General features: G+C 63.5%; 15 protein-coding genes. 11 read left to right on the forward strand and 4 right to left on the reverse strand.

Annotation, left to right across the window (positions count from 1 at the left end; genetic code table 11):
- Positions 1-169 precede the first annotated feature (169 nt).
- The 11 genes from ASD94_RS01665 (at position 170) to ASD94_RS01715 (ending at position 12,242) form a co-directional block, all read left to right on the forward strand.
- On the forward strand, positions 170-922 hold the full coding sequence (locus tag ASD94_RS01665; protein ID WP_056638065.1) for a 16S rRNA pseudouridine(516) synthase: 753 nt from the start codon (positions 170-172) through the stop codon (positions 920-922).
- 271 nt (positions 923-1,193) lie between these two features.
- Positions 1,194-2,180, forward strand: a complete 987-nt coding sequence (locus ASD94_RS01670) for a YncE family protein (RefSeq protein WP_056637691.1) — start codon at positions 1,194-1,196, stop codon at positions 2,178-2,180.
- A gap of 24 nt (positions 2,181-2,204) precedes the next feature.
- Entirely contained in the window at positions 2,205-3,026 is an 822-nt protein-coding gene (locus ASD94_RS01675) for a polysaccharide deacetylase family protein (RefSeq protein WP_082576713.1), read from the forward strand.
- 94 nt (positions 3,027-3,120) lie between these two features.
- A complete protein-coding gene (locus ASD94_RS01680) occupies positions 3,121-4,134 on the forward strand; it encodes a sterol desaturase family protein (protein WP_056637695.1) in 1,014 nt (337 codons plus the stop codon).
- A 35-nt stretch (positions 4,135-4,169) separates the two neighbouring features.
- Positions 4,170-5,111, forward strand: a complete 942-nt coding sequence (locus ASD94_RS01685) for an EI24 domain-containing protein (RefSeq protein WP_082576719.1) — start codon at positions 4,170-4,172, stop codon at positions 5,109-5,111.
- Positions 5,108-5,929, forward strand: a complete 822-nt coding sequence (locus tag ASD94_RS01690) for a molybdopterin-binding protein (RefSeq protein WP_056637701.1) — start codon at positions 5,108-5,110, stop codon at positions 5,927-5,929. Before ASD94_RS01685 ends, ASD94_RS01690 begins: the two co-directional genes overlap by 4 nt.
- Before the next feature lie 171 nt (positions 5,930-6,100).
- Positions 6,101-7,516: a type I glutamate--ammonia ligase gene (gene glnA / locus ASD94_RS01695; RefSeq protein ID WP_056637704.1), complete on the forward strand. Its 1,416-nt coding sequence runs from the start codon at positions 6,101-6,103 to the stop codon at positions 7,514-7,516.
- Between the two features lie 222 nt (positions 7,517-7,738).
- Positions 7,739-8,263, forward strand: coding sequence for a hypothetical protein (locus ASD94_RS01700; protein ID WP_056637707.1), 525 nt, complete (start codon positions 7,739-7,741; stop codon positions 8,261-8,263).
- Positions 8,264-8,344: 81 nt separating this feature from the next.
- Positions 8,345-9,370, forward strand: a complete 1,026-nt coding sequence (gene glnL / locus ASD94_RS01705; protein WP_056637712.1) for a nitrogen regulation protein NR(II) — start codon at positions 8,345-8,347, stop codon at positions 9,368-9,370.
- A 50-nt stretch (positions 9,371-9,420) separates the two neighbouring features.
- The gene (gene ntrC, locus ASD94_RS01710; RefSeq protein WP_056637716.1) at positions 9,421-11,058 is read left to right on the forward strand and encodes a nitrogen regulation protein NR(I); all 1,638 of its coding nucleotides are present in this window, start codon (positions 9,421-9,423) and stop codon (positions 11,056-11,058) included.
- A gap of 236 nt (positions 11,059-11,294) precedes the next feature.
- Entirely contained in the window at positions 11,295-12,242 is a 948-nt protein-coding gene (locus ASD94_RS01715) for a PA2169 family four-helix-bundle protein (protein ID WP_056637719.1), read from the forward strand.
- Positions 12,243-12,406: 164 nt separating this feature from the next.
- On the opposite strand, the gene xth is transcribed toward ASD94_RS01715, so the two are convergent.
- The 4 genes from xth to ASD94_RS01735 all read right to left on the reverse strand — a co-directional run bounded on the left by xth (position 12,407) and on the right by ASD94_RS01735 (position 15,330).
- Positions 12,407-13,186: an exodeoxyribonuclease III gene (gene xth, locus ASD94_RS01720; RefSeq protein WP_056637722.1), complete on the reverse strand. Its 780-nt coding sequence runs from the start codon at positions 13,184-13,186 to the stop codon at positions 12,407-12,409.
- A gap of 79 nt (positions 13,187-13,265) precedes the next feature.
- Positions 13,266-13,754 (reverse strand): dihydrofolate reductase, encoded by a 489-nt coding sequence (locus ASD94_RS01725; RefSeq protein WP_056637725.1) that lies wholly within the window; start codon positions 13,752-13,754, stop codon positions 13,266-13,268.
- A gap of 28 nt (positions 13,755-13,782) precedes the next feature.
- Positions 13,783-14,391, reverse strand: a complete 609-nt coding sequence (locus ASD94_RS01730; RefSeq protein ID WP_056637728.1) for a DUF4337 domain-containing protein — start codon at positions 14,389-14,391, stop codon at positions 13,783-13,785.
- Positions 14,392-14,460: 69 nt separating this feature from the next.
- Positions 14,461-15,330, reverse strand: coding sequence for a thymidylate synthase (locus ASD94_RS01735; protein ID WP_056637731.1), 870 nt, complete (start codon positions 15,328-15,330; stop codon positions 14,461-14,463).
- Between the last annotated feature and the right edge of the window lie 43 nt (positions 15,331-15,373).

A 15,373-nucleotide genomic window follows, 5' to 3' on the forward strand; every position in this document is an offset into this window, starting at 1 on the left:
CGATGATAGTGCGGGTTCCCGTCGATGATAGTGCGGGTTCCCGTGTGAAAGTAGGTCATCGTCAGGCTCTTACAGCCCAGAAAACCCCAGTCTCTAAAGGACTGGGGTTTTTTGCTTTGGAAAGTCACAATAAGACACCGACCCGCGCGCCCTGATGCGAACATTCACCATGCAACTACAAGATATTCTGTATTCTCAAGGCTTCGGTACGCGTCGTGTCTGTGCGGGCCTGATCCAGCAAGGATGGGTTTTGGTGGGCGTAGCGTCATCGACTTCGTCTGAGCTCGTTCTTTGTACCGATGCTACGGCTGACTTCGAGCCAGAAGGGCTGCAGTTGCGCGTGCAAGGTGTGGATTGGCCTTTTCAGGCCAAGGCGTACGTGCTGCTTCACAAGCCTGCCGGGACGGAATGCTCCCAGAAACCGTCCACCTACCCCAGCATCTACACCTTGTTGCCTCCGCCGCTGCGTCAGCGGCCCACAAAGAGTGCCGTACAGGGAGTGCAGGCTGTGGGGCGGCTTGATCAGGACACGACGGGCATGCTGCTCCTCAGTGACGACGGGCAGTTCATTCACCGCTTGAGCTCGCCCAAGAAGCATGTGCCCAAGGTCTACCAGGTCACGACGAAACACCCGGTGGACGACGCGCAGATCTCAAAGTTGTTGTCAGGGGTCGTGCTGGATGATGACCCCAAGCCGGTTCGTGCGGCACACTGCGTCAGTGTGGACTCTCACCGGTTGGACATGACTTTGACCGAGGGCAAGTACCACCAGGTCAAACGGATGATTGCCGCGGTCGGCAATCGGGTGGAGGGGCTTCACCGCTCTCGCATTGGAGGCATGGATTTGCCTGCCGATCTGGCGCCCGGGCAGTGGCGATGGCTGAATGCAGCAGATCTTGCGCTCTTGAATAGCAACGATTGAACATGCCCTGGCAACGATCATGGGCATGGGATGTTGCAAGCCAAGTGAAGGCAACATGCTTCTTACCGCCGACGGCTTGACTAGAGACCCTGTGATAGGGCGTACGACACGGACAGGCAGCATTCCTTGGTTGGACCAGTACATCTTCGGCTGCGCAAGTGCGGATATGACATTGATCAAAGAGTGAACTATCACCCTGATGTTACGTGTTGTCGCGCAAGGCCTGGTCGGGCGCAGCGCTACACTCCAAAGCTGTATTGAAAGTGGTTTTGTGAAGATTTTCTCGATTGCTCGCACCTGCGTTGTAGCCCTTGGTGGCTGGTGGTATTGCGTCGCTGGCTTGGCGGCGGGCGCTCCGCCTCTTTTTGTGCTTAATTCGCTGGAGGCCAATGTCAGCGTCATTGACCCTGTGACCTGGACCGAAACCGCCCGCATCCCCACGGGCAAAGAGCCACATCACCTTTATCTGACGCCCGATGAGAAGTCGATCATCGTGGCCAACGCGCTGGGCGACACGCTGACTTTTGTGGACCCCCGTACTGCCGAGGTGCAGCGTACGGTGCGTGGCATTGTGGACCCCTACCACCTGCGCTTCAGTCCCGACATGAAGTGGTTCATCACGGCGGCCAATCGCCTGAACCATGTGGATTTTTACCGATGGGATGGCAAGGACTTGACGCTGGTGCAGCGGGTGGCTACTTCGCGCACGCCTAGCCATTTGTGGATCGACAGTCGCAGCGCCACGGTCTATTCAACCATGCAGGACAGTGATGAGCTGGTGGCCATTGACATCGCCACCCAGACCATCAAATGGCGCGTCAAAACCGGCCCCATGCCCGCCGATGTGTATGGCAGCCCGGATGGCAAGCACCTGTTTGTGGGCCTGACGGGCGGGGACAGCGTAGAAGTGTTTGATATCTCCGGGCGTGACGCGGCCAGCATCAAGCGGATCAAGACAGGCAATGGGGCGCATGCCTTCAGGGCCGCGGGTGATGGGCGGCATTTGTACGTCAGTAACCGCGTCGCCAACTCCATCAGCAAGATCGACATGGGCACCCTGCAGATCGTCGAATCCTACCCAGTCCCCGGCGGACCCGACTGCATGGATGTTTCGGCAGATGGCCGTTACATCTACGTCAGCTCGCGCTGGGCACGGAAGCTCTCGGTGGTGGACACACAAGCGAAGAAGGTGGTGCGCCAAGTCAATGTGGGCAAGTCACCCCACGGCGTATGGACTCTGCAGCACGCGCCGCGTTGAGCGTGTCACAGGCGGGCGAAGGGTATGTCGGTTCGCGCTCATCAGACCGCAAGGGCTACGCTCAGGAATGCTATTGTATTAATAGCTAGCTGCGTATGTTTCACTGGCGCTACTGCGCAAAATGACTGCAAAAAGCCCCTGTACCTGACATTTGATACCGGCCATATGGAGGTCGCGCCTCTGGTGGCTCAGGTACTGAAGCGTCAGCAGGTTCAGGTGACCTTCTTTGCAGCGAACGAGCGCACCAAAGAAGGGGATGGAAGCCTGGGAGACCACTGGGCGCCATGGTGGCGTGCACGTGCTGCAGAAGGGCACGAGTTTGCCTCCCACACTTGGAACCACACCTACTGGCGCGCCGACGCGGGTACTGTCCAGCATCCGGCCTTTCGGGTTCGCCCTTCGGCGGGCGTGCGCGAGGGCCAGAGCTTTGAGATGTCGGCGTCTGAATACTGCGAAGAAATCACCCGCGCCTCTGATCGCTTGAAGGCCATTACGGGCAAGACACCTTTGCCCCTGTTCCGAGCACCGGGCGGCAGGACCTCTGCGCAGCTGATTTCCAGCGCACGGAAGTGCGGCTACGCGCATGTGGGTTGGTCCCCAGCAGGATTCCTGGGGGATGAGCTGCCCAGTGAAACAGCCAGCAACGCGATGCTGCTGAACAAGGCGCTGCGCGATGTGCGCAGTGGCGACATCCTGCTAGCGCATCTGGGGATCTGGTCGCGCAAGGACGCGTGGGCGCCGGCTGTACTCGAGCCTTTGATCGAGGGGCTGAAGCAGCGGGGCTTTTGCTTTCGCACGCTGCGCGATCATCCCGACTATGCGGCTGCTGTGGCCCACGTTCGCTAGCATGGGCAGCCACGACGGTTTCCGTAACGCTCGCCGTTGCAGTGCAGCGCTGAGGCTTTTAACTGAATAACAGGGTGCCAGGGAGCGCAACAAGATGGGATGGCTAGGCAGTGTATTTGACAGTCTGCAGCAATGGCTTTTTGAGAGCGTGCTGCAGCCGCTGATGTTCACCACCGGGCTGGCCAGTCTGCTGGAAAGCGGCTACGAGGCCTCGGGCTGGCTGCTGGTGGGGTTGCTGCAGTTGGTGGTCATCGTGGCCGTCATTGGTCCCTTGCAGCGCTTGTGGCCGGTGGAGCCCATCACCGACAGGGCCACCATTCGCACCGACATCCTGTACACCTTGATCCACCGGTTGGGTCTGTTCCGACTGGTGCTGTTTTTCACGGTCGATGCGCTGGCGGACTCGATGTTTGGAACCCTGCGCGTGGCCGGTGTCAGTACCTTCCAGCTCGACGGCGTCTGGCCGGGCGTGACGGACATACCCTGGGTCAGTCTGCTGATGTATCTGGTGGTGTTCGATTTTGTGGACTACTGGATCCACCGGGGTCAGCACCATTTTGAGTGGTGGTGGCGCCTGCATTCGCTGCACCATGCGCAGCGGCAGATGACGATGTGGAGCGACAACCGCAACCACCTGCTCGACGACCTGCTGCGCGATGTGATTCTGGTGACGGTGGCGCAGCTGATTGGCGTGGCGCCCGGGCAGTTCATTGCCATCGTGGCCATCGCGCAGCTCAGCGAGAGCTTTCAGCATGCCAACGTGCGACTGTGGTTCGGCCAGGTGGGAGAGCGGCTCTGGATCAGCCCCCGCTTTCACCGGCGGCATCACAGCATCGGCATTGGCCATGAAACGGTCAAGCCACCGGCTGACGCTGCTGGAGGCATGCCATCCGCGCCGCCGCGTGTGGTGCTCGGTGGTCACAACTTTGGGGTGCTCCTGCCCTGGTGGGACATGTTGATGGGCACGGCCAACTTCGAGAAGCGTTTTGACCCCACCGGTGTGCGCGACCAGGTCGAGCCAGGTGCCGATGGCCGCTTGCGCGACTACGGCAGTGGGTTCTGGTCCCAGCAATGGCGGGGCGTACTGCGGTTGCTGGGCAAGGCCTGAGCAGCCCGGCAGGCGCTCCCTGTATGCTTCCCGCCATGGGACTTCTGCTTGATTCTTTCTGGCGTGCCGCCGCCTACTGCCTGCGGCCCCGCGTGATTGCGCTGTCGCTGCTGCCCTTGCTGTTGATGGTCGCCTTGGCGCTGGGCCTGGGCCATTTCTATTGGGATGCAGCAGTGCAGGGGATGCGCGCTTTGCTGGATGCGTCCACGCTGCTGGCCAGCGTCTGGAGCTGGCTTCAGGGCTGGGGTTTGGGTGACGTGACTGCCGTGATGGCGCCGCTGATGGTGGTGCTGGCCGTGGCGCCGGTACTGGTGGTGGTATCGCTGCTTGCGGTGGCAGTGCTCATGACCCCCACATTGGTGGCCTTGGTCGCCGCGCGGCGCTTTCCCGATCTGGAGCGCAAGAAGGGCGGGTCCTTCATTGCGAGTGTGGCCTGGTCGATAGGGTCCACGGTGCTGGCGCTGGTGGCGCTGGCAGTGTCTGTCCCCCTCTGGCTGGTGCCGCCGCTGGTGCTCATCCTGCCGCCCCTGATCTGGGGGTGGCTGACCTACCGGGTGATGGTGTTTGATGCGTTGGCCGATCATGCCAGCAAGGAAGAGCGCCAGGAGATATTCCGTCGCCATCGCAGCAGCCTGCTGGGCATTGGGGTTGTGACGGGTTATCTGGGCGCTGCGCCCAGCATTGTGTGGGCGTCGGGGGTGGTGTTTGCGGCTGCTTTTTTTGTGCTGGTGCCCTTGGCGATCTGGATCTACACCCTGGTGTTCGCATTTTCGTCGCTGTGGTTCACGCACTATGGGCTGGCCGCGCTGCAGCGCTTGCGGGCCGAGCGGACCGCAATGGCGCCGAAGACGGCGTTCTCCCCGGTGGCCGATGCAATGCCGCATCCCGCAGAAGCTACGCCCTTGGATACGGCGGCAGAGCCCGCGCCTGCGCTGCCATCCCCCGCCATTCCCCTGCCAGGAGACAAGACACCATGACCCCTACCTTTGGCCTCATCATCGTGGGCGACGAGATCCTTTCAGGCAAGCGGGCCGACAAGCACATGCCCAAGGTGATTGAGCTTCTGTCGGCGCGTGGCCTTTCTCTGGCCTACGCCGACTACGTGGGCGACAACCCGGACCGCATCACTGCCACGTTGCAGCGGGCGTTTGCTTCGGCCGATGTGGTGTTCTCGTGCGGCGGCATCGGCGCGACACCCGACGATCACACGCGGCAATGTGCTGCGCGTGCCCTGGGCAAGGAGCTGGCCCTGCACCCCGAGGCCGAGGCCCTGATCCGTGAGCGCATGCAGGACGTGGCGCGCGAACAGGGCGTGCCCTATGAGCCCGACCGGTCTGACAACGTGCACCGTCTCAACATGGGCATGTTCCCGGTGGGTGCGCGCATCATTCCCAATCCCTACAACAAGATTCCTGGCTTCAGCTGCGAAGGGGCAGGGGGTGGGGCTGTGCACTTCGTCCCGGGCTTTCCTGTCATGGCCTGGCCCATGATCGAGTGGGTGCTGGAACAGCGCTACGCGGCCCATTTCAACCGTGCGCCACAGACCGAGCAGTCGGTGGTGGTTTATGGCGCCATGGAGGCGGCGTTGACCCCCCTCATGGAGCAGATTGAAAAATCGCACCCGGATGTGCGGGTGTTCAGTTTGCCCAGCGTAGATCATCCACAATACGGGCGGCACATCGAACTGGGCGTCAAAGGCCCCGCGTCCTCGGTGCCTGCGGCATGGCAGGCATTGAAAACTGGATTGCACAAATTTGGTGCAAATTGCGGCCCCGAATTGGTGCGCAATCTGTGAAGTTCAGATTCGATGAATGAATTGCACCGTGTTGGTGCTTTTGGGCACCTGCCATGCCGACCTGTCGCGGGTAGCGCTCCTTCATAGTGCGGCGCTGCACTCGGCTGGCACGCAAACTGCTTTTATCTCGCAAACTCTTTTTTCAACAAGCGCTTTATCCAGGAGAACCTGATGGCCAAGACCGTTGCAGACGTGATGAAGATGGTGAAGGAGAACGAAGTCAAGTTCGTTGACTTCCGTTTCACCGATACCCGTGGCAAACAACAGCACACCACGGTGCCCGTCTCTCACTTCGACGAAGACAAGTTCACTTCGGGCCATGCCTTTGATGGTTCGTCGATTGCCGGTTGGAAGGGCATCGAAGCCTCCGACATGCAGCTGATCCCCGATCCGAGCACGGCCAACATCGATCCTTTCTTCGAAGAAACGACGCTGATCCTGACCTGCGACGTGATCGAGCCCACCGACGGCAAGGCCTACGACCGCGACCCCCGCTCCATCGCAAAGCGCGCTGAAGCCTACCTGAAGGCCTCCGGCCTGGGCGACACCGCCTACTTCGGTCCCGAGCCAGAATTCTTCATCTTCGACGGCGTGCGTTGGAGCACCGAGCCCAACCACACCTTCTACGAAATCGAAGAGTACGAAGCTCCCTGGAACACTGGCGCCAAGCTCGAAGGTGGCAACCGTGGTCACCGTCCCACCGTCAAGGGCGGCTACTTCCCCGTGCCCCCCGTCGACAGCACGCAAGACATGCGCGCCGAGATGTCCCTGATCCTCGAATCCCTGGGCATCCCGGTCGAAGTGTTCCACCACGAAGTGGCGGGCGCTGGCCAGAATGAAATCGGCACCCGTTTCAGCACCCTGGTGGAGCGCGCTGACTGGACCATCCTGCAAAAGTACGTGATCCACAACGTGGCCAATGCCTACGGCAAGACCGCCACGTTCATGCCCAAGCCCTACCACGGCGACAACGGCTCCGGCATGCACGTGCACCAGTCCGTCTGGAAGGACGGCAAGAACCTGTTCGCTGGCGACGGCTATGCCGGTCTGTCGGACTTCGCGCTGTACTACATCGGCGGCATCATCAAGCACGCCCGTGCCCTGAACGCCATCACCAACCCAGGCACCAACAGCTACAAGCGCCTGGTGCCTCACTTCGAAGCCCCGGTGAAGCTGGCCTACTCGGCCAAGAACCGCTCGGCCTCGATCCGCATTCCTTACGTGGCCAACCCGAAGGGCCGTCGCGTGGAAGCCCGCTTCCCCGATCCACTGATGAACCCCTACCTGGGCTTTGCCGCCCTGCTGATGGCGGGTCTGGACGGCGTGGAAAACAAGATCCATCCTGGCGAAGCCGCCACGAAGGACCTGTACCACCTGCCTCCAGAAGAAGACAAGCTGGTGCCTACCGTGTGCCACAGCCTGGACCAGGCCCTGGAGCACCTGGACAAGGACCGAGCGTTCCTGACCAAGGGTGGTGTGTTCACCGACAGCATGATCGACGCCTACATCGATCTGAAGATGAACGAAGTGACCCGCTTCCGCATGGCCGTGCATCCTGTCGAGTACGACATGTACTACTCGCTGTAATCGTCTGCCTGCAGACCATTGCTCAAGAAAAGGCGGCGCAAGCCGCCTTTTTTCATGGGCGGGCGAAGATGGCGCTGGCGTCGAATGCGTGCGGCGGAACCAAGGTGCCAGGTGTTGCATCCGTATACACAGCCTTCCAAGGGTCTGCCTTTGTTGGATTGGAGATGTAGGGTGATTGGGGGATACTCCCCCGACCCCTGCATGTCCGTGCGAGGAAACCGAATGAAAAAAACGCTCATCACCCTGCTTCTCATCGCCGGCTCCGTCCCCGTGGCCCTGGCGCAAGACCGCATCTACCGCTGCGGCAACGAATACACCAACAACGCGCAGCAGGCCAAGGAGCGTGGCTGCAAGCTGGTCGAGGGCGGCAACGTCACGGTGGTGCAGGGCACCCGCCCGGCGTCTGCCGCAGCCGCCGCCGGTGGCAGTGGTGCAGCAGCCTCTTCGTCTGCGACCTCGCCCGCCAACGCACCCCGCGTCAGCAACAACGAGCAGAAGTCCCGCGATTCGGATGCGCGCGCCATCCTGGAGTCCGAGCTGCGCAAGGCCGAAGCACGCCATGCCGAGCTGCTCAAGGAATACAACAACGGCGCCCCCGAGCGCAATGCGCTGGACCTGCGCAATCCCCAGCGCTACACCGAACGCACGGCCGAGCTCAAGGCCAGTGTGGCCCGCAGCGAGAGCGACATCGCAGGCATCAAGCGCGAGATTGCCCGCCTGCCAGCGCCTGCGGCGCCCACCAACTGACGACGGCGATAGCGTGTGAGTGCCCCTTCCTCCCCCGAATTGCCCGGCACTGACACCGGGCGTTTCCATTCCCTGGACCTGATGTCCACCCTGGTGGCCGTGCTGCGTGCTGACGATGGCGCCGTGCAGTTTGCCAACGCCGCTTTGGAGAACACGCTCGGCCTGTCGCGCCGCACCCTGGAGGGGGCGGACTTCTCCACCTTCTTCACCGACCCTGCGCTGCTGCAGACCGCCCTGGCGGGCGCCCGGGGCAAGGACTTCGCTGCACTGCGCTACGAGGCCAGCCTGAAGCGCCTGCACCAGGACCCGGTGCCCGTGCATGTCAACGTGGCCGATGCCGAGCAGGTGGGCGAAATATTGGTGGAGCTTTGGCCGCTGGAGCAGCAGGCCCGCCAGGACCGCGAAGAGCGCCTGCGCGACCAGGCCCAGGCCAACAAGGAGCTGATCCGCAACCTGGCCCACGAGATCAAGAACCCGCTGGGCGGCATCCGGGGCGCCGCGCAACTGCTGGAGATGGAGCTCGACAACCGCGAGCTCACTGAATACACCCAGGTCATCATCCACGAGGCCGACCGCCTGCAAAGCCTGGTGGACCGGCTGCTTGCGCCGCATCGCCACCCGCATCTGGTGGGCGATGTGAACATCCATGAGGTGTGCGAGCGTGTGCGTTCGCTGGTGTTGGTCGAATACCCGCAGGGCCTCAAGGTGCAGCGCGACTACGACACCTCCATCCCCGAGTTCCGGGGGGATCGTGCGCAGCTCATTCAGGCGGTGCTGAACATTGTGCAAAACGGGGCCCAGGCGCTGTCAGAGCGCATCGCCAAGGGGGATGCCGTGATCACACTACGCACGCGTGTGGCCCGCCAGGTCACGTTCGGCCGGCAACGCTACCGGCTGGCACTGGAATTGCATGTCATCGACAACGGACCGGGCGTACCCGATGCCATCAAGGAGCGGATTTTTTACCCCTTGGTGTCGGGTCGGGACGGCGGATCAGGGCTGGGGCTGACGTTGGCGCAAACCTTCGTGCAGCGACACCACGGGTTGATCGAATGCGACAGCGTACCGGGTCGCACCGACTTCCGCATCCTGATCCCGCTGCCTTGAAGCGCACGACGGTCCCTGACACGCAACCACAGGGAAGGTAAGAAAAATATATGAAGCCGATCTGGATAGTAGATGACGACCCCTCGATCCGCTTCGTCCTGGAAAAGGCGCTGGCCCGCGAGAATCTGCCCACCCGCAGCTTCACGCACCCGCGCGAAGTGCTGGACGCACTGGCCGATGTCACTGCGGGCGACCCCGCCCGCCAGGGCCCCCAGGTCCTGGTGAGCGACATCCGCATGCCCGGGGGCTCGGGCTTGCAACTGCTGGAGAAGGTGCGCGAACTGCAGCCCGGCCTGCCCGTCATCATCATGACGGCGTACTCCGACCTCGACAGTGCGGTGTCGGCCTTTCAGCGCGGCGCGTTCGAATACCTGCCCAAGCCGTTTGACCTGCCCAAGGCGGTGGAGCTGATCCGCCGCGCGGTCGAAGAAAGCCAGCGCGAAGAAGTCACCGAAGAGCGCCAGACCGCGACCCCCGAGATGCTGGGCCAGGCGCCCGCCATGCAGGACGTGTTCCGCGCCATTGGGCGGCTGTCGCAAAGCCAGGTCACGGTGCTCATCACCGGCGAGTCGGGCTCGGGCAAGGAGCTGGTGGCGCGTGCGCTGCACAAGCACTCGCCCGTGGCAGACGGCCCCTTTGTGGCCATCAACACCGCCGCTATTCCCAAGGACCTGCTGGAGAGCGAACTCTTCGGCCACGAGCGCGGCGCCTTCACCGGCGCGCAGACGCAGCGGCGCGGCCGCTTCGAGCAGGCCGAGGGCGGCACGCTGTTCCTCGACGAAATCGGCGACATGCCGTTTGACCTGCAGACGCGCCTGTTGCGCGTGTTGTCCGATGGGCAGTTCTACCGCGTGGGTGGCCACGCGGCCGTCAAAGCCCATGTTCGCGTGATCGCTGCCACCCACCAGAACCTGGAGCACCGGGTCAAGGAAGGGGGTTTTCGCGAGGACTTGTTCCACCGCCTCAACGTGATCCGCCTGCGCTTGCCCGCGCTGCGCGAGCGGCACGAGGACGTACCCATGCTCACGCGCCACTTCTTGCAGCAGAGCGCGCGGCAGCTGGGCGTGGAGCCCAAGCGCATTGCAGACTCGGCGCTTGCGCGGCTGGAGCAGTTTGCCTTCCCTGGCAACGTGCGCCAGCTGGAGAACATCTGCCACTGGCTCACGGTGATGGCGCCCGCGCAGGTGATCTCGCTGCAGGACTTGCCGCCCGAGGTACTGGAAGCCCCGGTGTACCAGCCGCCCGTGCGCGCAACGGCGGGCGCTGAGCCCGCTGCGGCCACGGTGACATCCATGCCGGTGGCCCCGCTGGCATCCGTTGCGCCGGTAGCGCAGCCAGCACCCGAGTTGGTGGGGGGTCTGCACCCCGCAGCGCCGGTGTCTGCTCCTGTACCGGTGTCTGCGCCTGCTGCCGTTCCGTCCTGGTCGGCCGACGCTGTTGGAGCCCCCGTGGCTACGGCCCACAGTTGGGAGCAGGCCCTGGAAACCGAAGCGCAAAAACTGCTCGCTGGGGGCCAGCCCGAGGTATGGGACGCCCTCACGCGGCGCTTTGAGTCGCGCCTGATCCGTACGGCCCTGGTGGCCACCCACGGGCGCCGCATGGAGGCCGCGCAACGCCTGGGCATCGGGCGCAACACCATCACCCGCAAGATCCAGGAGCTGGGGCTGGACGCACCGGATGAAGCATAAAGTGCATAAAAATGGCCCAAAGTGGCCGTTAAATATGCACTAATAGCTATTGAAAATATAGCAATCCAAGGCCGCTCCTGCACCCGGGAGCGGCTTTCAATTTTGGCCCTATCGGGCGACCGGCCAGTCGCCGCGCGGCGGGCCGTGTCCTACATGCAGGCCCTCCCTGGGCCGACCCGGCACTCCGGAGGTGGCTTCAACAATGAAGTCACTGTCAACCAACCGGAGATGTTTCTATGTCGGATTTCAACGATGCCAACCGTGACCCTTTGACCAACGAGCCAGGTGCTCACCCCGTCGGAACGGGTGTCGGTGCCGCCCTGGGTGGCGCCGCGGCCGGAGCCGCTGCAGGTGCTTTTGGTGGCCCGGTCGGCGCCGCCATTGGTGGCGTGGCGGGTGCGGTGGCTGGCGGCTTGGCCGGCAAGGCCGCCGCCGAGGGGGTCAACCCCACCGAGGAAGACGCCTACTGGCGCGATACCTACCACCGCGAACCCTACTATGTGGGTGGCCGCACCTACGACCAATACCGCCCCGCGTATGAGTTGGGTTGGTCGTCGGTGGGGCGTTACGAGGGCAGCTTTGACGCCATCGAGCCCCGCTTGGCGGACGACTGGCGCGCGCGCCATGGCAGTGACGGCCTGGCCTGGACCGATGTACGCCCTGCAACGCAAGCTGCGTGGGACCGCGCAGCGAGCCGCCGTGCGCACGCCAACGACCGCGCGATGGACGTGATTGACACCGAGGACGTGGTGGACGTGCTCAACGACTTGCTGGAGTCGGCACGCGATGGCGAGTATGGCTTCCATGCCTGCGCCGAGCATGCCGATTCGGGCCAGCTCAAAGGCATCTTCCAGCGCCACTCGCGCGAATGTGCCGCTGCGGCGATGGAGCTGGAGCATGAGATCCGCCGCCTGAATGGCGAGCCTGCGCAAGGTGGCACCGTGGCCGGTGCGCTGCACCGGGGCTGGGTGTCGGTGAAGACGGCGCTGTCCACGCAGGACGACAAGGCGGTGCTGGAAGAATGCGAGCGTGGCGAAGATGCCGCCGTGGCCCGCTACCGCAAGGCGCTGAAGGCGACGCTGCCCGCCGATGTACGCGCATTGGTCGAGCGCCAAGCGCAGGGCGCCCAGCGCAACCACGACGAGGTGCGTGCGTTGCGCAACGGGTTCTCCACCCGTCCATAAGCGCGGACGGTGGCCCCGCCTGCCCACTGGCGCCTTGGAGGGGCAGGTGTTTGGCCAGTGGGCTCACGCATTGAAAAAGGCTGCCAGAGCAAACCTCTGGCAGCCTTTTTTCATGCCACGTACGGGCGTCGCCACATGGGAGCCCTTGTGCCCCGGGGTGTGTATCAGGCGCTCATCGTGACCACCACCGGCGCGTGGTCGCTCGGCTGCGGGTTCTTGCGTGGGGCGCGGTCCACCACACAGGCCGTCACTGTGGGCTTGAGCGCTTCGCTCACCAGGATGTGATCGATGCGCAGGCCCCGGTTTTTCTGGAAGCCCAGCATGCGGTAGTCCCACCACGAGTAGCTCTTCTCAGGCTGGTCGAACATGCGGAAGGCATCGGTCAACCCCAGCGCCAGCAGCGCCTGGAAGTGGTTGCGCTCTTCGGTCGTGTGGTGGATGGTTTCGCGCAGGCCTTCGGGGTCGTACGAGTCGCGGTCTTCAGGCGCCACATTGAAGTCGCCCACCAGCACCAGGCGCGGGTGGGCCGCCATCTCGGCGCGCACCATGTCCTGCAGGGCCTGCAGCCAGCGCATTTTGTAGGCAAACTTTTCCGAGCCCGGCTCCTGGCCGTTGACGAAGTAGCCGTTGAGTAGGCGCAGCGGGCCTGCGGGCGTGTCCAGCGTGGCGGCAATGACGCGGGCCTGCTCGTCGCCAAAGTCAGGGATGTTGCGCACCACGTCGCGCAACGGGTGGCGGCTCAGGATGGCCACGCCGTTGTAGGTCTTCTGGCCGAAGGCAACGGCTTCGTAGCCCGCCTCTTTCAGCGCGTCGTGCGGAAACTTGTCGTCGGTGAGCTTGAGCTCCTGCAGGCACAGGGCGTCGACCGGGTTGGCGGCCAGCCAGGCCAGCACCTGGGGCAGGCGCACCGACAGGGAGTTCACGTTCCAGGTGGCAATTTGCATGGTATTTGGCCGGTAGCGCTAGTGGATCATGCGCTGTCAGCTATCAAAATATGAGTAAATAAGGGAAGGGGCTGCGGGGTCAGCTGCGGCGCACACGGGTCACAAAGCTGAACGGCAGTCCGTTGGTGCTGACGTGGTGCTCGCGGGCAGTTTCTACCCATTCTGGGCCCAGCACGGGGGCATAGGCATCGCCGTCAAAGTCTTGCGCAATCTCCGTCACCTCCACGCAGTCCGCCAGGGGCAGGGCCTCGGCATAGATCTGCGCGCCACCGATGATCCACACGGTCTTGCCCACGTCGCACAGCGCCAGGGCCTCGGCCAGGCTGCCAGCGCGGTGGGCACCCTCGGCCTGCCAGTCGGCCTGGCGCGTCACCACGATGTTGGTGCGGCCGGGCAGGGGGCGAAAGCGCGGGGGCAGCGAGTCCCAGGTCTTGCGGCCCATGACCACCGGGCAGCCCTGCGTCAGCTGCTTGAAGTGAGCCATGTCCTCGGGGATGTGCCAGGGCAGGCGGTTGTCCTTGCCGATGACGCCGTTGGCCGCGCGGGCGTAGATGAGGTGCAGGGGCATGGGGCTCGCTCGGTGAGTGGGGAGGGGATCAGATGTGCAGGAACGCCAGCGCGCCCACACCCAGGCCCACGGCGGCCACGCCGTACATGCCGTATTCCAGCCACTTCTTCTTGGTCAGCAGCGCAATGGCGGCCAGGGCAATCGCCACCTGCAGCGCGGTGGTGGCCTGGGCCCAGCGGTGGTGCTGGTGCATCTGGGCTTCGCTTTGCTGGTCGAAGGCGTGAGCGTCGGCTTCGAGCTTCTCGGCCACGGCCTTGATCTCGTTCTTTTCCTTTTCGTAACGGTCGACCTTGCCCTGGTACTTGGCCTTTTCGGTCTCGGCCGGGGTCAGGTCACGCGCCAGCTCGGCCAGGCTTTGTTTGGTGCTTTTGGACTGGAAGTAATTCCACTGGTTGGAGGCCTCGGTCTTCTTGATGGCTGCGTCGTTCTTCATCAGGCCCGCATTGGCCTGCGTGGCGCCGCCCATGTAGGCAAAGATGGCGCCCACCGTCGCCACGATGGCCGTGAACATGGCAATCTTGTTGGTGGATGAGCCGCCGCCATGGTCCGCGCCGTGGTGCGCGGCATCGTGGCCGTGGGTGGCATGTTCGACCGCGTGGTCGTGGGGGCCGTGTACGTGGAATCCGCCGGAAGACATGGATAGAAACTCGTTGTATTGGTTATGGGGGAAGGCAGGGCAGGTGCAGCTGGCGCACCGGGGCGGTGATCAGACCGCCACGGGCGCCTTGATGGCCGGGTGGCACTGGTAGTCCAGCACCTCAAAGTCTTCGTACTCGTAGTCGAAGATGCTGTCCGGCTTGCGCTTGATGTTCAGCACGGGGTAGGGGTAGGGCGTGCGCGCGAGTTGCGTCTGCACCTGTTCGTGGTGGTTGGTGTAGATGTGGCAGTCGCCGCCCGTCCAGATGAAATCGCCCACATCCAGGTCGCATTGCTGGGCCACCATGTGGGTCAGCAGCGCGTAGCTGGCGATGTTGAAGGGCACGCCCAGAAAGATGTCGGCGCTGCGCTGGTACAGCTGGCAGCTCAGCGTGCCGCGACCGCCGGGCGCTTGCGCCGGGGCCACGTAGAACTGGAAGAACGCGTGGCAGGGCATCAGCGCCATCTTGTGCAGCTCGGCCACGTTCCAGGCGCTGACGATGATGCGGCGCGAGTCGGGGTTGGTTTTTAATGTCTTGATGACGTCGCTGATCTGGTCGATGTGGCCGCCGTCCGGCGTGGGCCAGCTGCGCCACTGCACGCCGTACACGGGGCCCAGGTCGCCGTCCTCGCGTGCCCATTCGTCCCAGATGGTCACGCCGCGCTCCTTCAGCCAGTTGTTGTTGCTGGAGCCAGTCAGGAACCACAGCAGTTCCTGGATGATGGACTTGAGGTGCACCTTCTTGGTCGTCACCAGCGGAAAGCCTTCCTTCAGGTCAAACCGCATCTGGTGGCCGAACACACTCTTAGTGCCGGTGCCGGTGCGGTCCGACTTGTCCACGCCGTGGGTGAACACGTGACGCATGAAGTCTTCGTACTGGGAGCGCACGGGGCGGGTGGGCAAGGCAGGGGCTGCCGGGGCGGCAGAAGGCTGGGTCATGGGATGGATCACTCAGGGTGGGGCGCCGCCATCAAGGGGTGGT

The sequence above is a fragment of the Acidovorax sp. Root70 genome, from assembly GCF_001428225.1.
Classification (GTDB): domain Bacteria; phylum Pseudomonadota; class Gammaproteobacteria; order Burkholderiales; family Burkholderiaceae_C; genus Acidovorax.